At 65.4% G+C, this 25,264-nt stretch carries 21 protein-coding genes; 10 read left to right on the forward strand and 11 right to left on the reverse strand.

All coding sequences use genetic code 11. The features are described from left to right. Positions 1-707 precede the first annotated feature (707 nt). The 5 genes from MBR110_RS21895 to MBR110_RS21915 form a co-directional block, all read right to left on the reverse strand. The gene (locus MBR110_RS21895) at positions 708-1,850 is read right to left on the reverse strand and encodes a DUF2827 domain-containing protein (RefSeq protein WP_011880842.1); all 1,143 of its coding nucleotides are present in this window, start codon (positions 1,848-1,850) and stop codon (positions 708-710) included. A 270-nt stretch (positions 1,851-2,120) separates the two neighbouring features. Continuing rightward, on the reverse strand, positions 2,121-4,121 hold the full coding sequence (locus tag MBR110_RS21900; RefSeq protein ID WP_059889085.1) for an acetyl/propionyl/methylcrotonyl-CoA carboxylase subunit alpha: 2,001 nt from the start codon (positions 4,119-4,121) through the stop codon (positions 2,121-2,123). A 36-nt stretch (positions 4,122-4,157) separates the two neighbouring features. Next, a complete protein-coding gene (locus MBR110_RS21905; protein WP_181709333.1) occupies positions 4,158-4,943 on the reverse strand; it encodes an enoyl-CoA hydratase/isomerase family protein in 786 nt (261 codons plus the stop codon). Positions 4,944-4,962: 19 nt separating this feature from the next. Further along, entirely contained in the window at positions 4,963-6,570 is a 1,608-nt protein-coding gene (locus MBR110_RS21910) for a carboxyl transferase domain-containing protein (protein ID WP_014724023.1), read from the reverse strand. A 31-nt stretch (positions 6,571-6,601) separates the two neighbouring features. Further along, entirely contained in the window at positions 6,602-7,783 is a 1,182-nt protein-coding gene (locus tag MBR110_RS21915) for an isovaleryl-CoA dehydrogenase (protein ID WP_011880846.1), read from the reverse strand. A gap of 170 nt (positions 7,784-7,953) precedes the next feature. Between MBR110_RS21915 and MBR110_RS21920 the strand changes: the two genes are divergently transcribed. Next, positions 7,954-8,700, forward strand: coding sequence for a TetR/AcrR family transcriptional regulator (locus MBR110_RS21920; protein WP_080938586.1), 747 nt, complete (start codon positions 7,954-7,956; stop codon positions 8,698-8,700). 70 nt (positions 8,701-8,770) lie between these two features. On the opposite strand, the gene MBR110_RS21925 is transcribed toward MBR110_RS21920, so the two are convergent. Beyond that, positions 8,771-9,259: a MarR family winged helix-turn-helix transcriptional regulator gene (locus tag MBR110_RS21925; RefSeq protein ID WP_011880848.1), complete on the reverse strand. Its 489-nt coding sequence runs from the start codon at positions 9,257-9,259 to the stop codon at positions 8,771-8,773. Positions 9,260-9,455: 196 nt separating this feature from the next. Here MBR110_RS21925 and MBR110_RS21930 point away from each other — a divergent pair, with 196 nt between their 5' ends. The 3 genes from MBR110_RS21930 to MBR110_RS21940 all read left to right on the forward strand — a co-directional run bounded on the left by MBR110_RS21930 (position 9,456) and on the right by MBR110_RS21940 (position 13,920). After that, positions 9,456-10,535: an aromatic ring-hydroxylating dioxygenase subunit alpha gene (locus tag MBR110_RS21930; RefSeq protein ID WP_041494232.1), complete on the forward strand. Its 1,080-nt coding sequence runs from the start codon at positions 9,456-9,458 to the stop codon at positions 10,533-10,535. Beyond that, positions 10,532-11,497, forward strand: a complete 966-nt coding sequence (locus tag MBR110_RS21935; RefSeq protein WP_059622862.1) for a PDR/VanB family oxidoreductase — start codon at positions 10,532-10,534, stop codon at positions 11,495-11,497. The genes MBR110_RS21930 and MBR110_RS21935 overlap by 4 nt, the downstream gene beginning before the upstream one ends. Before the next feature lie 227 nt (positions 11,498-11,724). Beyond that, positions 11,725-13,920, forward strand: coding sequence for a TonB-dependent siderophore receptor (locus MBR110_RS21940; protein ID WP_181709334.1), 2,196 nt, complete (start codon positions 11,725-11,727; stop codon positions 13,918-13,920). Positions 13,921-13,948: 28 nt separating this feature from the next. Here the strand turns inward: MBR110_RS21940 and MBR110_RS21945 are convergent, their stop codons facing one another. Both MBR110_RS21945 and MBR110_RS21950 read right to left on the reverse strand, forming a co-directional pair. After that, the gene (locus MBR110_RS21945) at positions 13,949-15,871 is read right to left on the reverse strand and encodes an SMP-30/gluconolactonase/LRE family protein (protein WP_059896487.1); all 1,923 of its coding nucleotides are present in this window, start codon (positions 15,869-15,871) and stop codon (positions 13,949-13,951) included. Positions 15,872-16,166: 295 nt separating this feature from the next. Continuing rightward, positions 16,167-16,367 (reverse strand): hypothetical protein, encoded by a 201-nt coding sequence (locus MBR110_RS21950; protein ID WP_045577694.1) that lies wholly within the window; start codon positions 16,365-16,367, stop codon positions 16,167-16,169. A gap of 123 nt (positions 16,368-16,490) precedes the next feature. Here MBR110_RS21950 and MBR110_RS21955 point away from each other — a divergent pair, with 123 nt between their 5' ends. The 3 genes from MBR110_RS21955 to MBR110_RS21965 all read left to right on the forward strand — a co-directional run bounded on the left by MBR110_RS21955 (position 16,491) and on the right by MBR110_RS21965 (position 18,540). Next, positions 16,491-17,024 (forward strand): GNAT family N-acetyltransferase, encoded by a 534-nt coding sequence (locus tag MBR110_RS21955; RefSeq protein ID WP_181709335.1) that lies wholly within the window; start codon positions 16,491-16,493, stop codon positions 17,022-17,024. Positions 17,025-17,140: 116 nt separating this feature from the next. Further along, a complete protein-coding gene (locus tag MBR110_RS21960) occupies positions 17,141-17,875 on the forward strand; it encodes a metallophosphoesterase family protein (protein ID WP_011880854.1) in 735 nt (244 codons plus the stop codon). A gap of 53 nt (positions 17,876-17,928) precedes the next feature. Beyond that, positions 17,929-18,540: an alpha/beta fold hydrolase gene (locus tag MBR110_RS21965; protein ID WP_034195550.1), complete on the forward strand. Its 612-nt coding sequence runs from the start codon at positions 17,929-17,931 to the stop codon at positions 18,538-18,540. A 340-nt stretch (positions 18,541-18,880) separates the two neighbouring features. Here MBR110_RS21965 and MBR110_RS21970 read toward each other — a convergent pair whose 3' ends face one another. From MBR110_RS21970 to MBR110_RS21980, 3 genes are all read right to left on the reverse strand, one after another. Then, a complete protein-coding gene (locus tag MBR110_RS21970; protein ID WP_196480344.1) occupies positions 18,881-20,275 on the reverse strand; it encodes a Kelch repeat-containing protein in 1,395 nt (464 codons plus the stop codon). A gap of 253 nt (positions 20,276-20,528) precedes the next feature. Next, positions 20,529-21,926 carry a cysteine--tRNA ligase gene (gene cysS / locus MBR110_RS21975; RefSeq protein WP_181709336.1) on the reverse strand — a complete coding sequence of 466 codons (1,398 nt, stop codon included), beginning with the start codon at positions 21,924-21,926 and terminating at the stop codon, positions 20,529-20,531. A gap of 393 nt (positions 21,927-22,319) precedes the next feature. Beyond that, the gene (locus MBR110_RS21980) at positions 22,320-22,691 is read right to left on the reverse strand and encodes a heavy metal-responsive transcriptional regulator (protein WP_034195534.1); all 372 of its coding nucleotides are present in this window, start codon (positions 22,689-22,691) and stop codon (positions 22,320-22,322) included. Between the two features lie 99 nt (positions 22,692-22,790). On the opposite strand from MBR110_RS21980, the gene MBR110_RS21985 reads away from it, so the two are divergent. The 3 genes from MBR110_RS21985 to MBR110_RS21995 all read left to right on the forward strand — a co-directional run bounded on the left by MBR110_RS21985 (position 22,791) and on the right by MBR110_RS21995 (position 25,138). After that, positions 22,791-23,618, forward strand: a complete 828-nt coding sequence (locus tag MBR110_RS21985) for an SDR family NAD(P)-dependent oxidoreductase (protein ID WP_034195535.1) — start codon at positions 22,791-22,793, stop codon at positions 23,616-23,618. A gap of 189 nt (positions 23,619-23,807) precedes the next feature. Next, the gene (locus MBR110_RS21990) at positions 23,808-24,635 is read left to right on the forward strand and encodes an AraC family transcriptional regulator (protein ID WP_014724037.1); all 828 of its coding nucleotides are present in this window, start codon (positions 23,808-23,810) and stop codon (positions 24,633-24,635) included. Between the two features lie 77 nt (positions 24,636-24,712). Next, entirely contained in the window at positions 24,713-25,138 is a 426-nt protein-coding gene (locus tag MBR110_RS21995; RefSeq protein WP_014724038.1) for a cupin domain-containing protein, read from the forward strand. Positions 25,139-25,264: the final 126 nt, after the last annotated feature.

Genomic DNA, 25,264 nt, shown 5'->3' on the forward strand with positions numbered 1-25,264 from the left:
CGGCCCGCGCTCACGAAACATATGGCAGATGCCGACCACGACACGTGCCACCGCTTACCCGGCCCATCCTCAGGTTTTCATCTTTTCCGACAGCGTACGTTTCATGCCGGCGCGCCGTCAAACACGGCATTGTCAAGGATATTCAAATACCATTAATACACCACGCACCCGATTCATTGACGGTGCGGCAGGTCACATAACCCGCCGATTCAGAAACAATCGGGTTCGGCCGCCAGCGCCTCTCATCCGCCGACACTCAGCATGGTTCGATTTATTCGAAAACGCCTGAACGTTATTAATTTGATGTGACGATTATGTATTTTCGATATTGGCGGCCGAATCCGCCGAATCTGCCGAAACGCAACGCCGTCGCGCCACGCGGCAGAACAATCAATAGCAAATATTAAGTGTCCGGTCGCGGCCGGATCGAATGCCGCTGCCGCAAGCGAGATTGATAACTCACAAAGCGCAATTTTGAAAAATCAAATAGACAATTGATCTTCAAATAATCTTACGATTATCTGCCGAAAGATGTTTAACAATCTTTCAGACCAGTTAACCTATAAAATTATTTCTGACGGACTTCCCCCTCGGAGCCGTCGATTTTCGTGCCTTCAAACCGTCGAATCTCCCCGTTTCGACGGTTTCTTTTTTTATCGCGTCGCCAGCGATTGTCTCGGACCTGAATCCGGGAATCGCGTTGCCCGTCACGCGAGCGTCGCGCCGATCAGATTCGCGAACAGCGCGTCGTATTCGGCGACCAGCGCCGGGTTCGCCGACGTGTAGCGGCGCAGGATCTCGCGCTGACGCCGCGTGTAGCCTTCCCAGTCGTCGTCGTGCGTATGCAGCGCGTGCAGCAGCGCATCCGCGCCCTTCTGCACGTCGTTGTCCGGATAGTAGTAGCCGAGATCGGGCGCGAGGCTGGCGTTGTGCACGAGCGGATAGCCCTGCCAGCACACGTCGAAATAGAAGTAGTTGAGCGGGTTCGACCATTGATGCGACACGACGACGTCGGTCATGTCGGCGAGGAACAGCGGCGTCTCGAAGCGCCCGACGAAGCTCGCCTTGCCCGCGCGCACGATGTCCAGGTAGTTCATCAGCATCACGAACTCGGGGCTGTCGTGCGCAAGCCGGTCGGCGTTCGTCACGTGCGTGAAGCAGATCGCGTCGGGGTCGCGCCGATACGCTTCGTCGATGATCAGCATCGGATACACGCAGAACTTCACGACGTCGTGGTTCGGCTCCATCACCGTGAGCCGCTTGCCGGGCTCGGTGCGCGGCCGGTATTCGCCGTGCCCGGGCAGCACGGCCGCACGCTCGGTGACGAACATCGGGTCCCACACGAACGGCACCACGCGCCCCGGACAGCGGCGCAGCGACTGCAGGAACGGCAGCGACGACGGCGCGATCTGCGGAATCGCCCACACCTCGTCGTAGCCGCGGTTGATGAACAGCGAATCCCACATCCGGCGGCCGAACAGCATCGACTCCATCGCGTTGATGTACTCGACGCCGCAGCAGTAGCTGACGAGCTTCGCGCCGCGCGCCTTCAGGTAGGCCGTCTGCGCGCCGTCGATCTGGCCGCCCAGTTCGATCACCACGTCGAGCGCATCCTTCATGTCGGCGAACGCGCGCGTGTCGTACACGGTGCGATCCCACGGCAGCGCGTCGGTCAACGGCACGTCGGTCGTGTTGACCAGCGTCACGCGGTAGCCGTGCGGCGACGCCATCAGCAGCTTCGCGAGAAACAGTGCGTTCTGCTTGATGCCGTTGATCCACATGCTTTCGTCGGCGGTGCGCAGGCCGATCGTGATACCGATACGCAGGCCGTTCAGGACAGGAGACTTCATCGTGGGCGGGAGGAGAGATGGACTGGACGCAGTGTAGCGCGGCCGGCAGCCGCGCGAACCATCCGCCAGTTTAACGTAGCGTGCGCCGCCCGACTGTCATGGATCGTCATGCGCCGCGCGGGCGCCCGGCCACTCGAACGTGCGCCCGAGCGCGGGCTTTTCACGCGTTTCCAACGCCGATCAACCTGCTGCTTGCCGCTGCCGCTGCCGCTGCGACGGCAGCCGGCGTCTCGCCCGGCCGCGCCGGCCGACGCTCGGCCGCTGCCTGCGTCAGCCTTCCGCCATCATCAGCAGTTGCGCGCCATCGGCGACCTGATCGCCGACGCCGTACAGCACTTCGGCGACGACGCCCGGCCCCGGCGCGCCGATCGTGTGCTCCATCTTCATCGCTTCCATCACGATCAGTGGCGTGCCAGCCTCGACCTTCTGGCCCGGCTCGACCAGCACCGCGATCACCTTGCCGGGCATCGGCGCGGTCAGGCGGCCGCCGCCGTGCTCGGCATCGCCCGCATGCGCGAGCAGGTTGCGCCATTCGAACGTCTCGGCCGCGCCCTGCGTGAACACGTGGAACGTATCGCCGTCGGCATAGACGCGCCCGCTGCTGCGCACGCCGCCGAGCGTCACGTCGAAGTCGAGCGGCGTCGCGCCGCGCGTCCACTCGAACGGCTGCGCGGCGGCGTCGCCGATCGCGAGGCGCGCACGGCCGCCGTCGTCGTCGTACACGACCGTCAGGTCCACTTCGCGCTCCGGCTCATGCCATTCGAGCGTGCGGCGATAGCCGGCGTTCAGCCGCCAATCCGGCAGCGCGCACCACGGCGAGCGGCTCGCATGCGCGGCCGCGTCGCGCTCGCGCGCGAACAGCGCCGCGCACGCCAGCGCGAGCGCCGCGCGCGGCGGCTTGCGCGGCGCGAACAGCGCGTCGTGATTGCGCTCGATCAGGCCCGTGTCGAGATCGGGCATCGTGAACGGCTCGCACGCGACGATCCGCTGCAGAAACGCCGCGTTGGTGTGCAGCCCGACCACTTCGCACGCGCGCAGCGCGCGCAACATCCGGCCGAGCGCTTCCGCGCGATCCGCGCCGTGCACGATCAGCTTCGCGATCATCGGATCGTAGAACGGCGTGATCGCATCGCCTTCACGCACGCCGCTGTCGACGCGCACCGGCGCGCCGATCGCGAACTCGACGCCGTCCGGCAGCCGCAAATGCCTGAGCGTGCCGGTGGACGGCAGGAAGCCGCGCGCCGGATTCTCCGCATAGAGGCGCGCCTCGATCGCATGGCCCTGCACGCGCAGCTCGTGCTGCTGCAACGGCAGCGGCTCGCCCGCGGCGACGCGCAGCTGCCATTCGACGAGATCGAGCCCCGTGACCATCTCGGTCACCGGATGCTCGACCTGCAGCCGCGTGTTCATTTCCATGAAATAGAACGCGTCGCCCGTCATGATGAATTCGACGGTGCCCGCGCCGACGTAGCCGACCGCGCGCGCCGCCGCGACCGCCGCTTCGCCCATCGCCTGCCGCACGTCGTCGTGCAGGCCGGGCGCCGGCGCTTCCTCGAGCACCTTCTGGTGACGACGCTGCACCGAGCAGTCGCGATCGAACAGGTACACGGTGTTGCCGTGCGTGTCGCCGAACACCTGCACTTCGACGTGACGTGGCCGCGTCAGGTACTTCTCGATCAGCACGCGATCGTTGCCGAAGCTGCTCGCGGCCTCGCGCTGGCACGACGCGAGCGCCGCCGGAAAGTCCTCCGAGCGCTCGACCACGCGCATCCCCTTGCCGCCGCCGCCCGCGCTCGCCTTCAGCAGCACCGGGTAGCCGATCCGGTCGGCTTCGCGATGCAGATGGGCCGGCGTCTGGTCGTCGCCGTGATAGCCGGGCACGAGCGGCACCGCCGCCGCGTGCATCAGCGCCTTCGCGGCCGCCTTCGAGCCCATCGCCGCGATCGCGTCGACCGGCGGCCCGATGAACGCGATGCCGGCCGCGTGACACGCCTGCGCGAAATCCTCGTTCTCGGACAGGAAGCCGTAGCCGGGGTGGATGGCCTGCGCGCCGGTGGCGCGCGCGGCGTCGATGATGCGCTCGATGCGCAGGTAGCTGTCCGCGGCCGCCGAGCCGCCGATGTGCACGGCTTCGTCGCAGGCGGCGACGTGCTTCGCGTTCGCGTCCGCGTCGGAATAGACGGCGACGCTCGCAATCCCGAGACGTTTGCACGTCGCGGCGACGCGGCAGGCGATTTCGCCGCGATTGGCGATCAGAATCTTGTCGAACATGGCTTCGATGTCGTCCGGAAAGTGATGGGCACGCCGTCAGTCACGCCACGAAGGCGTGCGTTTTTCGAGGAAGGACGCGATCCCTTCGCGCGCTTCCGCGCCGGCGCGGGTGCGCGCGATCCAGTCGGCGGTCTGCTCGATGAGCGTCGCGTCGAGCGGCCGGCCGGCCACGTCTGCGACGAGCCGCTTGCAGGCCCGCACCGCGTCGGGGCCGTTCGCGACGAGCGTCGCGGCCAGCTTCGCGACCGTGTCGTCGAGCGCCGCGGCCGGCACCGTGTCGTGAACGAAGCCGAGCGACGCGGCGCGCGCGCTGTCGAACACTTCGGCCGTCGTGAAGTAGCGGCGCGCCGCCCGCTCGCCCATCGCGCGCACCACGTACGGCGCGATCGTCGCGGGGATCAGCCCGAGCCGCGCTTCCGACAGGCAGAACTTCACGCCGTCGGCCGCGATCGCGATGTCGGCCGCCGCGACGAGGCCCACGCCGCCCGCATACGCGTCGCCGTGCACGCGCGCGATCACCGGCTTGCTGCAGCCGTGGATCGCCTCGAGCATGCGCGCGAGCTTGCGCGCGTCGGCGCGGTTCTCGGCATCCGAGTAACCGGCCATCTTCTTCATCCAGTTCAGGTCCGCGCCCGCGCAGAACGCCGCGCCTTCGGCGGCGAGCACGACCGCCCGCACGCCCGCATGCGCGTCGAGCCATTCGAACGCGGTGGTCAGCTCGGCGATCGTCGTCTCGTTGAACGCGTTGCGCACGTCCGGCCGCGCGAGCGTGACGGTCGCCACGCGGCCGGCCTCGGTTACCTTGATCGTTTCGTATCGCATCGGTGAGTCCTCCGCGCCGTCACATGCGGAACACGCCGAAGCGCGTCTCGTCGATCGGCGCATTCATCGACGCGGCGAGGCCGAGCCCGAGCACGTCGCGCGTCTGCGCCGGATCGATCACGCCGTCGTCCCACAGCCGCGCGCTCGCGTAGTACGGATGGCCCTGGCGCTCGTATTGATCGCGGATCGGCTGCTTGAACGCTTCCTCTTCGTCGGCCGACCACGTGCCGCCCTTCGCCTCGATCCCGTCGCGACGCACGGTGGCGAGCACCGAGGCCGCCTGCTCGCCGCCCATCACCGAGATACGCGCGTTCGGCCACATCCACAGGAAGCGCGCGCCGAACGCGCGGCCGCACATTCCGTAGTTGCCCGCGCCGAACGAGCCGCCGATGATCACCGTGAACTTCGGCACCTTCGCGTTCGACACGGCCGTCACCATCTTCGCGCCGTGGCGCGCGATGCCTTCGTTCTCGTACTTGCGGCCGACCATGAAGCCGGTGATGTTCTGCAGGAACACGAGCGGGATCTTGCGCTGGCAGCACAGCTCGATGAAATGCGCGCCCTTCACGGCCGATTCGGAGAACAGGATGCCGTTGTTCGCGACGATCCCGACCGGATGGCCCCAGATGTGCGCGAAGCCCGTGACGAGCGTCGTGCCGAAGCGCGCCTTGAATTCATCGAATTCCGAATCGTCGACGATCCGCGCGATCACCTCGCGCACGTCGAACGGCTTGCGCGTATCGACCGGAATCGCGCCGTACAGGCTGCGCGCGTCGTAGCGCGGCGGCTTCGGCTCGCGCAGCGCGACCGGCGCGGCGATCTTCGGCGCGAGATGGCTGACGATGTTGCGGGCGATCGACAGCGCGTGCGCGTCGTTCTGCGCGAGGTGGTCGACCACGCCCGACAGCCGCGTGTGCACGTCGCCGCCGCCGAGATCCTCGGCGCTCACTTCCTCGCCGGTCGCGGCCTTCACGAGCGGCGGTCCGCCGAGGAAAATCGTCCCCTGGTTCTTCACGATGATCGACTCGTCGCTCATCGCCGGCACGTACGCGCCGCCGGCCGTGCACGAGCCCATCACGACCGCGATCTGCGCGATGCCCGCGGCCGACATCGTCGCCTGGTTGTAGAAGATCCGGCCGAAGTGGTCGCGATCGGGAAACACGTCGTCCTGATTCGGCAGGTTCGCGCCGCCCGAATCGACGAGGTACACACACGGCAGGCGGTTTTCCGCGGCGATTTCCTGCGCGCGCAGATGCTTCTTGACGGTCATCGGGTAGTAGGTGCCGCCCTTGACCGTCGCGTCGTTGCACACGATCACGCATTCGCGGCCGGCGATGCGGCCGATCCCGGTGATCAGGCCCGCGCCCGGCGCGTCGTCGTTGTACATCCCGTTCGCGGCGAGCTGCGACAGCTCGAGGAACGGCGCACCGGGGTCGAGCAGCTGGGCGATCCGGTCGCGCGGCAGCAGTTTGCCGCGCGCGAGGTGCTTGTCGCGCGCGGCCTGGCCGCCGCCTTGCGCGAGCTGTTCGATCTTCGCGCGCAGATCGGCGACGACGGCCTCCAGCGCCGCGGCGTTCGCGCGGAAGTCTTCCGAGCGCGGGTTCAGTTTCGATTCGATGATCGGCATCGGCGAGGCTCCGTTCGCGTGACGTGGGGCGTTACATCGTTTCCGCGAACAGCTCGCGGCCGATCAGCATCCGGCGGATCTCGCTGGTGCCGGCGCCGATCTCGTACAGCTTCGCATCGCGCCACAGCCGGCCGACCGGATATTCGTTGATGTAGCCGTTGCCGCCGAGGATCTGGATCGCCTCGCCGGCCATCCAGGTGGCCTTCTCGGCCGTGTACAGGATCACGCCCGCACAGTCCTTGCGCACCTGGCGCAGGTGGTCGCTGCCGGCCGAGTCGAGATGGCGGCCGACCGCGTACAGATACGCGCGGCACGCCTGGAACGTCGTGTACATGTCGGCGACCTTGCCCTGGATCAGCTGGAATTCGCCGATCGACTGGCCGAACTGCTTGCGGTCGTGGATATACGGGACCACCGCGTCGAGACACGCGGCCATGATGCCCGTCGGGCCGCCCGACAGCACCGCGCGCTCGTAGTCGAGGCCGCTCATCAGCACCTTCACGCCACCGTTGAGCTGGCCGAGGATGTTCTCCTCCGGCACCTCGACATCCTGGAACACCAGCTCGCCCGTGTGCGAGCCGCGCATGCCGAGCTTGTCGAGCTTCTGCGCGACCGAGAAGCCCTTCATCCCCTTCTCGACGATGAACGCGGTGATGCCGCGCGAGCCGGCGTCGACGTCCGTCTTCGCGTAGACCACCAGCGTGTCGCAGTCGGGGCCGTTGGTGATCCACATCTTCGTGCCGTTGAGCACGTAGCGGTCGCCGTGCTTGTCCGCGCGCAGCTTCATGCTGACGACGTCGGAGCCGGCGTTCGGCTCGCTCATCGCGAGCGCGCCGATGTGTTCGCCCGACACGAGCTTCGGCAGGTACTTGCGCTTTTGCGCGTCGCTGCCGTTGCGGTGGATCTGGTTCACGCACAGGTTCGAGTGCGCGCCGTACGACAGGCCGATCGACGCCGAGGCGCGCGAGATCTCCTCCATCGCGACCATGTGCGCCGTGTAGCCCATGTTCGCGCCGCCGTATTCCTCGGAGACGGTCATGCCGAGCACGCCGAGATCGCCGAACTTCTTCCACAGATCCATCGGAAACTGGTCGGTGCGGTCGACCTCCGCCGCGCGCGGCGTGATTTCCTTCGCCGCGAACGTCGCGACGGCGTCGCGCAGCATCTCGATGTCTTCACCGAGCATGAATTGCACGCCAGGCAGGTTGATCATGTCTCCTCCGTCTCCAGAAAGTTGCGCATGCGCCGATTTCTGAGTTTCGCTCAAATCGGATCAATGCGTCGATTCATTAAGCCAATGCAGCGTATATTTCGCACAGTTTCGCGCGTCGTCCGGTTTGGCGTCAATAGTTTTTTGAGTGACACTCAGATATCATTGCGGGCATGACAGACGCCCGCCCCGACACCATGACCGCCACCGCCAAAGCCGAGCGCGCCGAGCCGTCGCGCGCCCCCGCCGGGCGCAAGTCCCAGCAGCGCGTGCAGGACATCCTGCGCGCCGGGCGCGAGGTGTTCGCCGAAAAGGGCTACGAGCATGCGACGGCTGCCGAGATCGCGCAGCGCGTCGGCGTGTCGGAGGCGACGGTGTTCAGCTATTTCCGCGGCAAGCGCGAGCTGTGTGCGCGCGTGATCGCCGACTGGTACGACGAGATCATCGCCGCGTTCGAACTCGGCATGCCGCAGGAAGCGTCGGTGCAGCAGCAGTTCGCGTTCATCGTGCGCACGCACCTGCGGCTGATGCTGGTGAACGGCACGGGGCTGTGTGCGCTGGTGCTGTCGGAAGGCCGCGCGAAGCAGCATGCGCTGAGCGACGAGCTGACCGCGCTGCAGCGCCGCTACACGGCGCCGCTGATGGATGTGCTGGCGCGCGGCCAGGCGGCCGGCCAGGTGCGCGGCGACATGCCGCTGAGCCTGCTGCGCTCGATGGTGTTCGGGCCGATCGAGCACGTGCTGTGGGACGCGATCCTCGGGCACCGAAAGCTCGACACGGAAACGACGGCCACGCAGCTGATCGACATGCTGTGGGCGGCCGTGCAGCCGCCCGCGCCGGAGCAGGCGGCGCTGGTGCGCTTCAGGAACGAGGTGGCCGAAGCGATGCGCCGGCTGGAAGGACACGCGCCGGAGGCATGATGCGGGCGGCGGTGTTGTGCCGCCGTAACCCCCAACTCGACGCGCGTGGCGCGGTGGCGCCTCGCTGCCGCTACGACGCGTCCGCGGCCCGCAACGGCGCGCGGCTTTGCTCGTTGTTCAAATGGACGAACTTGCGCAACAGCCGCACCAGTTCGCGTGAATCGTCTTCGCCCATCCCGTCGAACAGGCCCGCGCGCAACGCCTGCACCGACGGAATCAGATGCGTGAGCAGTTCGACGCCCGCCGGCGTCAACAGCAGGCGCCGCTGCCGCCGCGGCAGCACTTCGCGCACGATCAACCCTTTCGCTTCGAGGCGCGCCGCCAGATCGGCGGTCGTCGACGTGTCGAGCGCGACGCGCTGCGCCAGCGTCACCTGGTCGAGCCCCGGGCTTTCCTGGAGCATCCTCAGCACCGCGTACTGCACCGGCGTGACGTCGCGCCCCAGCTTCTCGTAGAACATCGCCACCGCGATCTGGTGCGCGCGCCGGATCAGGTGCCCCGGTTCGTCGTACAGATCGAACGGGAAAGCCGGCACGTCGGCGGGATTCGTTTTTTCCATGGATGAGTCGGTCACATAAGGCGGCGCGCGCGGTTGCGCGCGCCAGCGGCATCGCGCAGCGTCGCGCCATTGGCCGGGAAAACCAGTATACCGTCCGCCTTGTCGTCGCCCATTTCGATAAGTACACTGAATCTCATTCAGTACACGGAATGAAGAAGTGCCGACCACCGGCACCGCCCCGAAGGAGACGACGAACGTGTTTCTCAAGAACGCTTGGTACGTGGCATGCACGCCCGATGAAATCGACGGCAAGCCGCTCGGCCGCAAAATCTGCAACGAATCGATGGTGTTCTATCGCGCGGCGGACGGCCGCGTCGCCGCGCTCGAGGATTTCTGCCCGCACCGCGGCGCGCCGCTGTCGCTCGGCTTCGTGCGCGACGGCGTGCTCGTCTGCGGCTATCACGGGCTGGAGATGGGCTGCAACGGCAAGACGGCGGCGATGCCCGGCCAGCGCGTCGGCGGCTTTCCGGCGATCCGCAGCTTTCCGGTGGTCGAGCGTTACGGCTTCGTGTGGGTGTGGCCGGGCGATGCGTCCCGCGCCGATCCGGCCGCGCTGCCCGCGCTGACGTGGGCCGACGATCCGGCGTGGGCGCACGGCGGCGGCCTGTATCACATCCGTTGCGACTACCGGCTGATGATCGACAACCTGATGGACCTCACGCACGAGACCTACGTGCACGCGACGAGCATCGGCCAGAAGGAAATCGACGAAGCACCGCCGAAGACCACCAGCCACGGCGACGAAGTCGTCACGAGCCGCTTCATGCACAACGTGATGCCGCCGCCGTTCTGGCAGATGGCGCTGCGCGGCAACGGGCTCGCCGACGACGTGCCGGTCGACCGCTGGCAGATCTGCCGCTTCACGCCACCGAGCCACGTGATGATCGAAGTGGGCGTCGCGCATGCGGGCCACGGCGGCTACGACGCGCCGGCGGAGCACAAGGCGTCGTCGATCGTCGTCGACTTCATCACGCCGGAAACCGACGGTTCGATCTGGTATTTCTGGGGAATGGCGCGCAACTTCCGGCCCGACGACGATGCGCTGACCGCGACGATCCGCGAAGGCCAGGGCAAGATCTTCGCCGAGGATCTCGAGATGCTCGAGCGCCAGCAGCGCAATCTCGAGCAATGGCCCGAGCGCAAGCTGCTGAAGCTCAATATCGACGCGGGCGGCGTGCTGTCGCGCAAGGTGATCGACCGGTTGCTCGCCGCCGAGGAGGCGGCCGGCGCGCCGTCGGCCGCGGGTGCGGTCGTGCGGATCGAGGCGGCGTCGTGAGCGCGCCGACGCTGACCGTCCGGGTCGCCCGCAAGTGGCAGGAAGCGCGCGACATCTGCGGCTTCGAATTCGTCGCCGACGACGGTTCGCCGCTGCCGCGCTTCGACGCTGGCGCCCATATCGACGTCCATCTGCCGGGCGGCCTCGTGCGCCAGTATTCGCTGTGCAACGACCCGCGCCACGGCGATCGCTATCGGATCGCGGTGCTGCGCGACGCCGACGGCCGCGGCGGCTCACGTGCGATTCACGATGAGGTCAGGCAGGGCGACACGCTGCGCATCGGCATGCCGCGCAATCAGTTCCCGCTCGCGCGCGACGCTTCGCATCATCTGCTGCTCGCCGGCGGCATCGGCGTCACGCCGATGCTCAGCATGGCCGAACAGTTGTCCGCGGCCGGCGAGTCGTTCGACCTGCATTACTGCGCGCGCTCGCTCGAACGCATGGCGTTCGTCGAGCAGATCAATACCGCCGCGTTCCGCGACCGCACGCGCCTGCACGTCGACGACGGCGACGCCGCGCAGCGCTTCGATCTCCCCGCCGCGCTCGACGCGGCGCCTGCCGGCACGCACCTGTACGTCTGCGGCCCGCGCGGCTTCATGGACGCGGTGCTGGACGCCGCACGCGCACGCGGCTGGCCCGACGCGCGGCTGCACTACGAGTTCTTCGGCGGCGCGGTCGTCGCGTCGGGTGCGGAGCGCGCGTTCCAGGTCCGGCTCGCGAGCAGCGGCAAGGTGGTCGACGTGCCGGCGGATTGCACGGTCGTCGCCGCCCTCGCGGCCCACGGCATCGACGTGCTGACCTCGTGCGAGCAGGGCATATGCGGCACTTGCGTGACGCGCGTGCTCGAAGGCGAGCCCGACCATCGCGATTCGTATCTGACGGAAGCGGAACAGGCCGCCGGCGACCAGTTCATGCCGTGCTGTTCGCGTGCCCGCAGCGACCTGCTCGTGCTCGACCTGTAGACGCGGCACGCGGGCGGCCGTCGGCCGCCGTTCACGATGCAGCAGACGATCGACGTGTCACCCACACGGCGGTCACTTCGCGAGCCGCGGCCGCGACGGCTTCGACGTGCGCCGTCCCACATTTACAATTGCAAACGATTCTCATTACATATATCATGCGCATCCTGCCGCGGTGACGCATTCGGACGCTGCGGCTCTTTCCTCAGCACTCCGTCATTGAACGATTCATGTCATTTCGTCGACCGCTCCGCCGCGCGCGGGCTTTGCGTCCGTGGCGCGCGGGCCTGCCTGCCCTGATCACCCTTTGCGTCGCCGGCGGCGCACACGCGCAGGCCCAGCGTGCCGCGCCTGCCTCGGCGGCCTCGGCGGCCGACACGGCGTCGCCCGCCGCGCCGCCCGCGGCCGAGCGCGAACTGCCGGCGATCAGCGTCAGCGCGTCGGCGGTCGCCGATCCGACCGTCGGCTACCAGCCGCGCACCAGCAGCATCGCGGGCGGCGACGATCGCGCGCTCAAGGACATTCCGCAATCGATCGCCGTCGTCAGCAGCGCCGTGATGGAGGACCAGCACGCGAACTCGCTCGACGACGTGCTCGGCAACGTCAGCGGCATCACGCAGACCAACACGCTCGGCGGCACGCGCGATGCGTTCATCAAGCGCGGCTTCGGTTCGAACAACGACGGCTCGGTGCTCGTCGACGGCGTCCGTACGCCGGTGCTGCACAGCTATCTCGCGACGATCGATCGCGTCGAAGTGCTGAAGGGCCCGGCTTCGCTGCTGTACGGGATGCAGGACCCGGGCGGCGTGATCAATCTCGTCACGCGCAAGCCGGAGGCCGAATTCGGCGGCTCGATCTCGGCATCGCGCACGAGCCACGGCGGCAGCAGCGCGCAGTTCGACCTCACCGGTCCGCTCGGCAAGCCGGGGCAGGTCGCCGGCGGCACGCTCGCGTTCCGCCTCACCGGCGAATACGACACGAGCCGCTACTGGCGCAGCTTCGGCCGCGAGCGCGATGCGCTGATCGCGCCCGCGCTGTCGTGGCACGACGCGAACACGTCGATCGACGTCGCCTATCAATACGTCGACTACACGACGCCGTTCGACCGCGGCACCGTGCTCGTCAACGGCCGCCCCGACGATGCGCTGCGCTACCGCCGCTACGAGGAGGCGTGGTCGCAGAGCGCCGGCATCCAGGAAACGCTGCGCGCGCGCATCGAGCATCGCTTCTCCGACGCCTGGCGTGTCCGCGCGACCTACGGCTGGGGCCGCGATCGCTACGATCAGTACCTCACGCGCGCGACTGCGTTCAACAGCAAGACCGGCGCGCTGACGCGCTCGTCCGACGCGAACCTCGGCCGCAACGACGCCGATCAGATCGCGACGCTCGGCCTGCTCGGCAACCTGACGCTCGCCGGGATGCACCATGCGCTGTACATCGGCGGCGAATACGAACGGCAACGCAGCTTCCGCGGCGACACGATCCGCGGCACGGCGACCAAGGGCTTCGATCTCTACGATCCCGTGTACGGCCTGCTCGCGCCGGGCGGCACGGTCAGCGCCAAGCAAAGCGATTCGCTGTCGAAAGTCCACGCGTATTCGATGATCGTGCAGGACACGGTGAAGCTCACCGAGCGGCTCACCGCGTCGGCGGGGCTGCGCTGGGAGGACTGGCAGCAGGAATCGGGAATGGGCCGGCCGTTCGTGTTCGCCGACCGCTCGCACGGCAACGTGTGGCTACCGCAGTTCGGGCTCGCGTATGCGCTCACGCCGTCGCTGACCGCGTACGCGAACGTGAGCCGCTCGTTCAAGCCGAACGTCGCGTCGAACGTCGCCGCGCCGCTCGCGCCGGAGTTCGGCCGCGTGCTGGAGGCCGGGCTGAAGTTCAGCATGACGCCCGCGATCAGCGGCACGCTCGCCGCTTACCAGATCGACAAGCGCAACGTCGCGGTCACCGTGGGCGACCTGACGTCGACGATCGGCACCGCGCGCTCGCGCGGGATCGAGCTCGACGTCGCCGGGCAGCTCACGCGGCACCTGAGCCTGATCGGCAGCTACGCCTACACGAACGCGAACGATCGCGACAGCGACACGCCGCTCGTCAACGTCGCGCGCCACACCGGCAGCCTGTTCGCGGTGTACGACACGGCGATCGCGAATCTGCCCGGACGCTGGCGCTTCGGCGGCGGCGCGCGGCTGGTCGGCGCGCGGCCCGGCGATACCGCGAACAGCTTCACGCTGCCCGGCTACGTGACGGTCGATGCGTTCGCCGCGTATGAAACGATGGTCGGCAAGTTCCCAACGCGCATCCAGCTGAACGTGAAGAACCTGCTCGACAAGACCTACTACCCGTCGAGCAACAGCAACCTGATCGTGGCGGTCGGCGAGCCGCGGCTCGTCACGCTGACGACCACGGTGTCGTTCTGATGCGCGGCGGCCGCGCGCCACACGCGCGTCACGGCCGCCAGCGATACACGACGAGACTCGAACCGTTGTAATTGTCCTTCGTGATCACGTACTCGCCCGTCGAGCGCAGATACGCGCGAATTCCGTACATCGAGTCGACGTCGTTGCCAACATCCATCGCCGCCGTGTTCGAGTTCGTCAGCGTGGTGACGAGGCTGCCGGTGTTCAGATCGAACACGTCGACGTTCGGCACCGTGTGCACGTAGCCGACGAACAGGTAATGGCCGGCCGCCGCGATCGACTTCGGGTTCGCGCTGGTCAGGTCGATCGCGACGTTCGGCGTGGTCGTATTGCCGGCTTTCCAGCCGCGATAGACCTCGATGTGCCCGTTCATCGCCGTCCAGTCCCAGGTGCCCGCGATGCCCTGCGCGAGGATCATCGTGTCGCTGTCGGCCTGATAGATGATCCGCGTGAGCGGCAGCACCGTGCGCGGAATCGGAATCTGCACCGGCTTGCCCCATGACGGCTTGCCGGTCGCGTCGAGGCCCGTCATCGGATAGTGCGAGATCGTATTGGTGCGATCGAGGCCGGCCCAGACGTCGCCGTTGTCGTCGAGCATGAAACCGGCGGTCGCCTGCAGGCTCGTATTGAACGGCTTGCCGGGGATCGAACCGTCTGGAATCGCGATGTAGCCGTTCGCCGCGTTGAAGTGATAGATGTTGTAGTTGCCGGGGTTCTGCCCGGTCGCGACGAGCATCCGCGTGCCGTTCACCCGCGCGAGCTGACCGAAATGCTGGCCGCGCTGATAGTCGTTCATGTCGAGGCGCGGATCCTTCGGATAGGTGAACGGATCGATCGTGTTCGCGACGAACGTGCCGCCCGCGGTGCCGGTGTACACGGTGTTGCCGCTGTAGAAGAACGCGCCGTCGGTGAGCGGATCGGGCGCCGCGGCTGCCTCGAAGTTCAGCGCCTGCAACTTCCATTGCAAGACGCCGGTCGGGCTGTACGAATGGAGGTCGGTGCTGCCGTTGCGGCCGAGATCCCAGCCGCCGCCCCACGCGTTGTTCAGCACGTACAGGTTGCCGGCCGCGTCCTTGCCGATGCCCGCGATGCGCGTGAAGCGCTTGTCGCCGACCTGCCCCTTGATGCCCGTCGTCGTGTCGAGATAGCCGCCCTGCACGCCGAACGTGCCGACCTGCGCGGGCTGGCCCGCGAGCGCGTAGATCTTGATGTTCATGTCCGGGCCTTCGTCGCCCACCAGCAACTGCCCGCTCGGCGCATCGAAATAAAGCGAAGCCGGCCGCGCGCGGGCCGCCATCTGGATCGTGCCCAGCGCGGCGCCGCTCGGGCTGAACTGCGCGACCACGCCCGCGCTCTTGCGCGCGACCCACAGGTTGCCGGCCGCGTCGAGCGTGAGCGCACCCGGCCCCGACACCGCGATGTCGCGCTGCCACACGCCGTCCGTCGTGTACACGCGCACGCGGTTGCCGTAGAAGTCGCTCGCGTACAGCAGGTTGCCGGCCGTCGCGAGGCCGGTGATCACGTCGGCGTACTGGATGCCCGTCCACGTGCTGACCGGGATGCGCAGGTCGCGCTGGTTCGTGCTGCGGTTGTAGCGCCCCACCGAGCCGCTGCCGAACGTGCGGTTGTAGCCGAGCGCGACGAACAGCGAATTCGCGTTGCCGGTGATCGCGCCGCCCTGGAACTCGTCATGGATGCCGATCGTGCCGAGCGTCTGCCCGTTCTGGTAGATCGCGACGCCGCCGGCGTTCTCGTCCCAGCGCGACGACGTATAGATCACCCCTTCGGGCGCGACCCACAGCGAGCGCGCGCCGTTGCCGACGTGCGCGGCGAGCGTGCCGAACGTGTTGGCGAGCCAGTCCGTCGAGTATTGCGTCTGCGCGTGGGCGAGCGGTGCCGTGAGCATCATGCATGCCGCAAGCAATACCGCGCCGATTCGTTTCACTGACATGACTGAGGCTCCCGGACGATTGTTTGTTGATACTGTAATTCGGCGCAGATGAAACATTGGTGATTTCTGAAAAATTCCATCAAATTGTGCCGAGAATTATTTTGCGGCTTTACGTTATGCGGATGTCGCGCGCTTTTCTCGTCAACGCTGGGCGTGCCGCTACGCTACGATGTGTCGCGCCCGCATTGTGCAGGCCGAATTTTTCGGCACTTTATTCCGAATAATTCGATGCGTGCATGTCATTTTTTCTGATTTTCGCGCAGCGGTTTTATCGCACGCGGAATCGATTGAATGATTACAAATAGAAATTTAGATGAAAGAAAAAAATATTGTCGCGTGCAGCATCGTGCGTCGCGGCGGGCATGGTGCATGCCGCCGCGTCGCGAAGGTCGTGAAGGATGGGAAATGACGCAGTGCACGGCGACTTGCCGATGCCGCTGACGATGCAACCGGCGCTGCGGCGCGCATGCGGCCATGCGCTGAAGCCGGCCGCCATCTTTGGATAGCACCGCTGTACAACCGAGGAACCAGCGCCGGATAATCGAGCACCGCCTTTCGAGGAGCCCGCCGCCATGGACCGCATGTCGCCGTTGCCGTTCGCCGCCGCTCGGCGTGAACGATGAGAATCGACGCGCCGCCGCGCTGCGGCTTTCCCGGCCTGTCGCTGCGCCAGCTCGGGCGTACCGATCTCGATGCGTGGTACGCGTACCTGTCGGTGCCCGACGTCGTCCGTCACACGAGCTGGAACCTGCGCTCGCGCGATGACCTGCTGCCGCTGTTCGACGCGATCGAATCGGCGCAGCCGGATTCGATCCGCCGTCTGGCGATCGTCGACGATGCGTCCGGCGCGCTCGCCGGCACGATCGGGCTGCATACGGTCTCCACCACGAATCGCTCGGCCGAGATCGCGTACGATCTCGCGCCGTCGTACTGGGGGCGCGGCATCGCCAGCGCGCTGTGCGCGAGTGTGACCGCATGGGCGTTCGCCGACGGCTTCATGCGCGTCCAGGGCGTCGTGCTGGCCGGCAACGCCGCGTCGCTACGCGTGCTGCAGAAATGCGGCTACCGCTACGAAGGCTTGCTGCGTGCGTACCGGATGGTGCGCGGCGTGCCCGGCGATTTCGCGATGTACGCGCGCCTCGCGACGGACTGACGCGTCGGGCGACCGGCACCGGCCTCGTGAATGGCACTGCGCCCGCCGTCGAAGCGATTGGACGGCCCGCGCCGAATTCGCGACAATCGGCATTCCCCGGCTCGACTCGCCCCGCCATGAAAATCGCTGCGCTGTCCGACATCCACGGCAACCTCGCCGCGCTCGACGCGGTGCTCGACGACGTGCGCCGCCGCGGCGCCGACGTGATCGTCAATCTCGGCGATATCGTCTCGGGCGCGCTCCATCCGGCGGAAACGGCCGATCGCCTGATCGCACTCGATCTGCCGACGATCCGCGGCAATCACGAACGGCAACTGCTGGAGCGCACGCGCGACGCGATGGGGCTGTCCGACCGTTGGGCGCACGACACGCTGCACGAGCGCCACCGCGCGTGGCTCGCCGCATTGCCTGAACGCGCGACGCTCGGCGACGACGTGCTGCTGGTGCACGGCACGCCCGCGAGCGACCTCGACTATTTTCTCGAAACGGTGACGCGCGACGGCTGCCGCGCGGCGACGCCCGACGAAATCGCGCAGCGCGCCGAAGACGAGCCGGCGTCGCTGATCCTGTGCGGCCACACGCATGTGCCGCGCGTCGCGCGGCTCGCCGACGGTCGCACGATCGTCAACCCGGGCAGCGTCGGGCTGCCGGCCTACCGGGACGATTTCCCGTATCCGCACCGGATCGAAACCGGCTCGCCGCACGCGCGCTATGCGATCGTGTCGCGCACGCCGGCCGGCTGGCACGCCGAACTCCATACCGTCGAATACGACTGGCAGACGGCTGCCGACACGGCCGCCGCGCGCGGCCGCGACGAGTGGGCCGTCGCGCTGCGCACCGGCCGCTGCTGACGCGCCGTCAGGTCACGTTCGCCATCCTTCTTTTACTGGAAAATCACCGCCCGATGCCCGTTCCTTCGCAACTGCTTTTCCTGCCCGGCGCGTCGGGCAGCACCGCGTTCTGGCAGCCGCTCGCGAGCCGCCTCGTACATCCGGCCGAACGGCGCATCGTCGGCTATCCGGGCTTCGGCGACACGCCGGCCGATCCCGACGTCACCGATTTCGACGGCCTCGTGCGCCGCGTGCTGCACACGATCGACCGGCCGACCGCCGTGATCGCGCAATCGATGGGCGGGGTCATTGCGATGCACGCGGCGCTCGAACGTCCGGCACTCGTCACGCATCTGGTGCTGACGGTCACGTCCGGCGGCCTCGACATGCGCGGCCTCGGCGCGCAGGACTGGCGCACCGATTTCGCGCGCGCAAATCCGCACTTGCCCGACTGGTTCCTGACGTTGCACGTCGACCTGTCCGACGCGATCGGACGCATCGCACAACCGACGCTGCTGCTGTGGGGAGACGACGATCCGATCAGCCCGGTCGCGGCCGGCCAGCGCCTGCTCGAACGGCTGCCCGATGCGCGGCTGCATCTGGTGCCGGGCGGCCGGCACGATCTCGCGGCCGTGCATGCCGATACGCTCGCGCCGCTCGTCGATGCGCATCTGCAGCGGGTTTGAGGCTGTGTGCTTCGGCACGCGCGGCGCGAGGTGGACGGTGTTGTGACAGCGGTGGGGCCGTGGGGCGGTGCGCTTAGTCGGGTGCGCTTGGTTCGGCGCATTTGAATTTGCGTAAGTCAAGACCTGATGTCTCAGTTAGCGTCAGATCAGGTCTAAGATTGCTTTTGCCGTCACTTCATCAAGGGCCGTGATCGACCCACTGCGGTCACCCGTTTTTCTCCGAACCAGTCGTTCGTGTTAGCGTAGTCTCCTCCCCACCGCTCCGGGTTCTGCTGTGGCTTATCGGTTGTACATGAACGTGACCAACGCAGCGTTTCGCGAGGTGCGTCGCATCAAGTGATCAGTAGCGCAGGATTTCTGCGGAGGAGAGTGCGCTGTTATCGTTGAAATCGTCTGCCCGATAGATTCCTTGCGCCAAACGCTCTCGAAGGCCCGGCTTGGACTTGACGTAACCTCGATCCCCGCCCGCAGCGAGCACCTCACCACCGGGCAGCACGGTAAGCGTGGCCCCTATGCCCACGCCGTCGTTCATGGGCGCCGTCAGGCGCCACACACCCGTCTTTACGTCATAGATCTCTGAAGAATTAAGGTCGAGGCTTTCGTCATCAGCGCCTCGTGCCACAAGCACGTTTCCATTCGGCAACAGCACAGCGCGAGCCCCAGATCGCGCCGCGTTCAGGTTTCCCGCGGGCGACCACTGGTTCGTGACTGGATCGTAAATTTCGGCCAAGCTTCGATAAGGCCCGGGATCCTTGGCAAGCGCGATGGCCAAGTCGGTCGATGTGAAGTCCGAGCCTTTCTCCTTGACGACTTCCGCCATCGCGGCATCCAACCTCTTGGTGTCGTCGCCGGCTTTCTTGACGTCCTCGCCCCCCACGACGAGTACCTTCCCACTTCGCAGAAGCGTTGCGGAGTGACCGTAGCGCGCGTTCCTCATCGGGGCAACCGCTACCCAAGTATCTTTGACGGGGTCAAAGAGTTCAGCCATGGCGGTCGCGTCGCCGTTGCTCCCCGCCATTCTCCCGCCAACCACAAGCACCTTGCCGTTCGGCAACAGCGTGGCAGTGTGGCCCCGACGTCCAATACTCATACTGGCGGTGACTGCCCATTGGCCATCGGTGGGATTGAACAGCTCGGCCGAAGCAAAAGCGTCGTCATCCATCACGTCATCCGCGCGATGGCCGCCGGTGACAAGCACGCGACCGTCCTTCAAGACAGTCATCGTATGGCCCAATCGCCCCGTCGCCATGTTCCCGACACGATTCCAAACGCCACGGGTAGGGCTATAGACCTCAGCCGAAGGCGTCGCAGAGAGGTTATTTGAGTCAGCGGCCAGCCCGCCGGCCACCAACACATTGCCATCGGCCAACAAGACCGCTTTGTGCGCTTGGCGTGGAAGCACCATGGCGCCCGCCTTGGACCATTTTGGGTGGGCGGGATCGTAAAGCTCGCTCACCGCCAGAAGACCGCCGCCTCCGGGGCCACCGAAACCACCAGCCACCAGCACCTTGCCATTGGGTAGCAAGGTTGCGGTATGCCCGTAGCGGGCGAGCACCATACGCGTCGTGGACTGCCAAACACCAGCGGTCTTGGTGGTTGTTCGCTCAATCGATGGACGATCAATATCTGCTTGCCCGACCTCGTCGGTCGCGTAGAACATAGAGACACCGGTCAACAGGACGATCCCCAGTGCCATCAAAGTGCGTCGTAATTCAGAGCTTCCCAAAGTGTTCATACGCATTATTCTGTACCGAATCGCTGGCAAACATTTCTTTGGTCATTGGACATGGTCGCACGGAATATGCTCAACTCGTCGTGATTGTCGCCGATTCCGACTGCGTGGTCGGCCGACCGCTTGTGGCCGACGACCGCCCGATGCCGCCGTCACACTGCGTTGGATCGGAGGACGGCGCGCACCGACCCCAAGCGGTCAATCGAGCCTGTGCCATCCGGACATTCAGTGCGGCTCCCATGCAGCTAACACCCATTCAGATATCTGTCGAGGGCGTGGCGATTTCGATCAGACGTTGTCCGTCGTTGCCATCCTCGACTCTCCAGCCTCGGGCGTTTAACATCTTTCGTATCTCATCGGCCTTTGCCCAATCCTTTGCCTCTCGGGCCTGAGCACGTTCACCGAGCAACACTCGGATGCTTTCCGGAATGTCAGACGCAACTGGCTTCCAATCGCGTAACCCAAGGCCCAGAACATAATCAAAGCTGTCGACAGTCGCTTTCAAGGTCGCAGATGGGAGCTCGCTCTTGACCAACTCCCATAGCACGGCCAATGCCCTCGGCAGATTCAGGTCCTCATTCACTTCGGCGTCGAAGCGCGCGGCGAAATCCGGATCGATGCGGCCACCGTCCGGCCAACCGGAATAGAGATGCCTCAGCCGGTTCAAGGCTGTCTGCGCTGCGTCAAGAGACGCCCAGCTGAAATGCAGCTTGCTCCGGTAATGAGCCGTCATGCACAGGAAACGGTAGGCAAGTGGATCGATGTTCCGAGTGCGCAAGGTCTGCAAGCGAACAAAATCGCCACTCGACTTCGACATCTTCGTGTTGGCATCGAGCGTTAGAAAATGTCCGTGCATCCAGAAGTTCGCAAGCCGAGTGCCGTGGGCCGCTTGAGTTTGTGCAATCTCGTTGCTGTGATGCACGGCGATATGGTCTTCTCCGCCACCGTGGATGTCGAACCAGATGCCGAGGTGCTTCGCCGACATGGCCGAGCACTCAATATGCCAGCCCGGAAATCCACGCCCCCATGGGCTATCCCATTCCATCTGCCGCGTTACGCCCGCCGGACTGAACTTCCATAGCGCAAAATCTGTGATGTTCCGCTTGGCACCAACTACGACGCGCTTGCCCGCCTGCAGGCCGGCACGGTCGAGCCGGGCCAGAAAGCCGTAATCGTCCTGCTTTTTTGTGTCGAAATAGAGGCCGTCGTTGGTCCTGTATACGTAGCCTGACCGTTCCAACTCGCCGATAAACGCGATCTGTTCGGCGATGTGATCGGTCGCACGGCACCATACCGTCGGCTCCAGCAAGTTGAGGGCATGCCAATCCGCGAAGAAGGCCTCGGTGTAGCGCTGAGCGATAGCCCATGCTGACTCTCCGGTCCGTCTGCTACCTTTTTCCATCTTGTCTTCGCCTTCGTCAGCATCCGAAGTCAGATGACCGACATCGGTGATATTGACGACGTGACGGACCTCGTAGCCGTTGCGAATGAGCACCCGGCGCAGAATGTCTTCGAACACATACGTTCTTAGATTGCCGATATGCGCATGGTCATAGACGGTGGGGCCGCAGCAATACATGCCAACGCGGCCAGCGTGAATTGGCGTGAACGAGCGCACGGTACGCGACCAGGTGTCATACAACGTAAGTTGCATCAACTCTCTCCGTCTCGAAGGGGGCAAAAACAAAAAGGCCGCCGGTTTTGCAACGGGCGGCCAGAGGCGATTGATGCGACGTGTAGTTAATCGCTAGACGCAGCATCTCCCCGGCACGTTTTGACAACATGCGCGGACCAGCGAAAAGAGGGATTTGGAGCGACTAATCATGCTGACGATCCTAGCGTCGTTTGGCTGCGCAGGTCAATACCGGCGAATGGCCGCTTTGAGCGTGGTCTTCCGACTGACCGTTTGTGGCCGGACTCGGCCGGCCGCAGCCCCGGCAGGCACCGACTGGCTCAACCCGACCCTGAAGGGACCCTCACGGGCGATCAAAGCGGCCATCGAAGTTCCTGTGCGGGGCAGGATGACACTTGCACCGGCCGCGACTGATCACGCTACTTCTTCGACACAATCGCCGCCAACTTTGGCCAGCGCATTCAGCAGCCCGGTTCGCAGCGTGGTTAACGCGAGACTCTTTGCGTCGAGTTCGGCGAGCTTTGCTTGCAGGCACGCGACCTTTTGGTCAACGCCGAACGTCGGACTTTCCCATACATGGACAACGTCGCCAATTTCCGCCAGCGTGAAGCCCAACGCCTTCGCGTGGACGATCAGCCGTATCCGCTGTAACGAAAGTTCGGAATAGTGCTTGTAAGTGTTCGTCGCGTTACCTTGCGTTGCTTTATCCAGCAGACCCATACGCTCGTAGTAACGGACGGTGTCGCGCGATACACCCGCCCGCTTGCATAGCTCGCCGATGCGCATGCTGCCTCCAATCAATGTCGTGGACCGTCATTTACGCTTGACCGTTGCCTATAGTCAACGGTTTAGAGTGCAACTCCCGTTCCACTCCATCAGCAGCCCATGAGCAAATCTTTCGATTTTGGCGGAAAAACAGCACTCGTCACGGGTGCATCATCGGGTATCGGGCGCGCGTTTGCCCACGCGTTGGCCGAACGCGGTGCGAGACTCCTGCTGGTCGCACGCTCTCACGACAAGCTGCGTGATCTGGCCGCGGAACTGCGGCGCGATTACGCGTGCGACGCCGATTTTCTGACGGTCGACCTGAGCGCAGCCGACGCCGTCGACACGATCGATCGCCATCTGAAGGGGACCGGCACGTTCGTCGATGTGCTAATCAACAATGCGGGCTTCGCAGCTTACGGGCGCTTTGAAACGATTCCGCTGACGCGCCAGCGCGATGAAGTCCTGGTGAACTGCATCGCCGCGATCGAGCTGACTCATCTTCTGCTGCCGGGGATGCAAGCGCGATCCGGCGGCGCAGTCATCAACGTCGCGTCAACCGCGGCATTCCAGCCCGATCCGTATATGGCCGTCTACGGCGCGACGAAGGCCTTTCTCCTGTCATTTTCGGAAGCTGTTTGGGCTGAAAACCGGCAGCGGGGCATCCGGGTCGTCGCGCTATGTCCCGGCGCCACGCAAACGGCCTTTTTCGACGTTGTTGGCGCGAAGGAGGCTGCAGTCGGCGTGCCGATGCCGGTCGCCAACGTGGTGCGGGATGCGTTGTGGGCGCTCGATCGTAATCTGAGCTATCGGGTTGTGGGGACGCGAAATCGACTGCTTGCGAACTTGCAGAGACTACTGAGCCGTCAGATGTCGGCTCGGCTCGTTGAAAAAATCCTTCGACCGAGAGAAGTTCGGAATCTCGCGGCAACAGATATCAAGGCGTAGGGTTGCGCTGTTTTCAAATGGTGGTCTCTTGGCGTCGCGAACGGCCGCGTTTCAACCCGGCGCGTCGACCGTAGCATGTCATCGCTAGTGGACTATCCGATGCGACAATTCGGATAGCGGCTTTGCATCGTACAGCGCCTGAGCGCCCGTGCCGCAGCGTGATGCGTCAGGCCATCCACGCTCTACATCATGAACCGACAACCCGCAATCTCATGCCCCGACTGGGTAAGGCGCGCCGAGCCGATAGAAGGTGTCGAACGCATCGAAGCGTGGTTTCACGGCAAGGCGTATGCCATGCACCGCCACGATACCTATGCGATTGGTCGCACGCTCGCTGGCGTCCAGAGTTTCAACTATCGGCGCAGCCTGCGAAACAGCCTGGCAGGCCACACGATGGTGCTGCATCCCGACGAGGCTCACGATGGTCAGGCGGGCACCGACGAAGGGTTTCGGTACCGGATGATCTACGTGGAACCCGCGCTTTTTCAGGACGTGCTCGGCGGGCGCGCGCTGCCGTTCCTCGAAGGCGGCGTGACGACCGATGCGCGCCTTGCGGCGGCAACCACGACATTGCTGCAGCACGTCGGCTATAGGCTTGAACCGCTTGAACAAAGCGATGCCCTCGTCGAACTGACGCATGCGATTGCCGCTGTTGCCGGCACGCCCACACGCCGTCCGAAAGGCGATTTCCTCGCGGCGCGGCGCGCGCGCGACTATTTGCACGTGAACTGCGCGCGCGTCGTCACGCTCGTCGAACTTGAAGCGGCGACGGGCCGCGATCGCTGGAGTCTATCGCACGACTTTCGCACCTTCTACGGCACGAGCCCGTACCGTTATCTGACGATGCGGCGCCTCGATACGGTGCGCCGCATGCTGCTCGCTGGCACCTCGCTCGCTCACGCCGCTGCGGCCGCGGGTTTTTCTGATCAGAGCCACATGACGCGACACTTCTCGAAAACATTCGGGCTGACGCCAGGGCGCTGGCTCCAGGTCACGGGCAGCATTCACCGCGGCTGAAAACACACACGATCGTTCAATACGGCCGCAAGGAGCATGTATATCCTCGAAGCATTGCCCCTTGAACGGAGAGAACGGTGTCCCAATCCTCGAAACACAACAACGTGCCGGCCGAACGCGGCCAGTGCCAGACCATCGATTTGACCGGCAAGATCGCGCTGATCGACGGTCACTGGCAACCGCGTGTCGTCGCGGAAATGAATGACTATCAGTTCAAGGTTGTGAAAGTCGAAAGCGAGTTTCAGTGGCACCGCCATGCCGATACCGACGAAACGTTCATCGTGCTCGGAGGCGAGTTGCGTATCGAATTTCGCGCGGGCCCTTCGGGCGATGGTTCTATTGTGTTGCGTGCCGGTCAGATGGCGGTGGTGCCGAAGGGCGTCGAACACAAGCCCTGTGCAAATGCCGAAGTAAAGCTGCTGCTGATCGAGCCGCGAGGTGTGGTGAACACGGGCGACGGCGCAGCGGGCGAGCGTACTGTCGAGAACGACCAGTGGATTTAAGGCAGCCTCTCCGTATGCCAGCTGAGATAGTCGGAGCCGGCGAGCTTGAGCGAGTCTGCGGAAGCGCGATCATCGTCGATCTGGACGCATCGGTTCGACGGCTCGTTCTGGCCGACTGTCGCCTGA

The sequence above is a fragment of the Burkholderia sp. MBR-1 genome, assembly GCF_013822785.1.
Taxonomy (GTDB): Bacteria; Pseudomonadota; Gammaproteobacteria; order Burkholderiales; family Burkholderiaceae; genus Burkholderia; species Burkholderia vietnamiensis.

Excerpts from the sequence above, each read along its gene's own strand:
- MBR110_RS21990 (WP_014724037.1), top strand. The coding sequence starts at position 23,808 with ATGAACCGACAACCCGCAATCTCATGCCCCGACTGGGTAAGGCGCGCC.
- MBR110_RS21960 (WP_011880854.1), top strand. The coding sequence starts at position 17,141 with ATGAAAATCGCTGCGCTGTCCGACATCCACGGCAACCTCGCCGCGCTC.
- cysS (WP_181709336.1), bottom strand. The coding sequence starts at position 21,926 with ATGCAACTTACGTTGTATGACACCTGGTCGCGTACCGTGCGCTCGTTC.
- MBR110_RS21900 (WP_059889085.1), bottom strand. The coding sequence starts at position 4,121 with ATGTTCGACAAGATTCTGATCGCCAATCGCGGCGAAATCGCCTGCCGC.
- MBR110_RS21920 (WP_080938586.1), top strand. The coding sequence starts at position 7,954 with ATGACAGACGCCCGCCCCGACACCATGACCGCCACCGCCAAAGCCGAG.
- MBR110_RS21980 (WP_034195534.1), bottom strand. The coding sequence starts at position 22,691 with ATGCGCATCGGCGAGCTATGCAAGCGGGCGGGTGTATCGCGCGACACC.
- MBR110_RS21965 (WP_034195550.1), top strand. The coding sequence starts at position 17,929 with ATGCCCGTTCCTTCGCAACTGCTTTTCCTGCCCGGCGCGTCGGGCAGC.
- MBR110_RS21940 (WP_181709334.1), top strand. The coding sequence starts at position 11,725 with ATGTCATTTCGTCGACCGCTCCGCCGCGCGCGGGCTTTGCGTCCGTGG.
- MBR110_RS21910 (WP_014724023.1), bottom strand. The coding sequence starts at position 6,570 with ATGCCGATCATCGAATCGAAACTGAACCCGCGCTCGGAAGACTTCCGC.
- MBR110_RS21970 (WP_196480344.1), bottom strand. The coding sequence starts at position 20,275 with ATGAACACTTTGGGAAGCTCTGAATTACGACGCACTTTGATGGCACTG.
- MBR110_RS21915 (WP_011880846.1), bottom strand. The coding sequence starts at position 7,783 with ATGATCAACCTGCCTGGCGTGCAATTCATGCTCGGTGAAGACATCGAG.
- MBR110_RS21945 (WP_059896487.1), bottom strand. The coding sequence starts at position 15,871 with ATGTCAGTGAAACGAATCGGCGCGGTATTGCTTGCGGCATGCATGATG.
- MBR110_RS21905 (WP_181709333.1), bottom strand. The coding sequence starts at position 4,943 with ATGCGATACGAAACGATCAAGGTAACCGAGGCCGGCCGCGTGGCGACC.
- MBR110_RS21925 (WP_011880848.1), bottom strand. The coding sequence starts at position 9,259 with ATGGAAAAAACGAATCCCGCCGACGTGCCGGCTTTCCCGTTCGATCTG.
- MBR110_RS21985 (WP_034195535.1), top strand. The coding sequence starts at position 22,791 with ATGAGCAAATCTTTCGATTTTGGCGGAAAAACAGCACTCGTCACGGGT.
- MBR110_RS21950 (WP_045577694.1), bottom strand. The coding sequence starts at position 16,367 with ATGGCGGCCGGCTTCAGCGCATGGCCGCATGCGCGCCGCAGCGCCGGT.
- MBR110_RS21955 (WP_181709335.1), top strand. The coding sequence starts at position 16,491 with ATGAGAATCGACGCGCCGCCGCGCTGCGGCTTTCCCGGCCTGTCGCTG.
- MBR110_RS21895 (WP_011880842.1), bottom strand. The coding sequence starts at position 1,850 with ATGAAGTCTCCTGTCCTGAACGGCCTGCGTATCGGTATCACGATCGGC.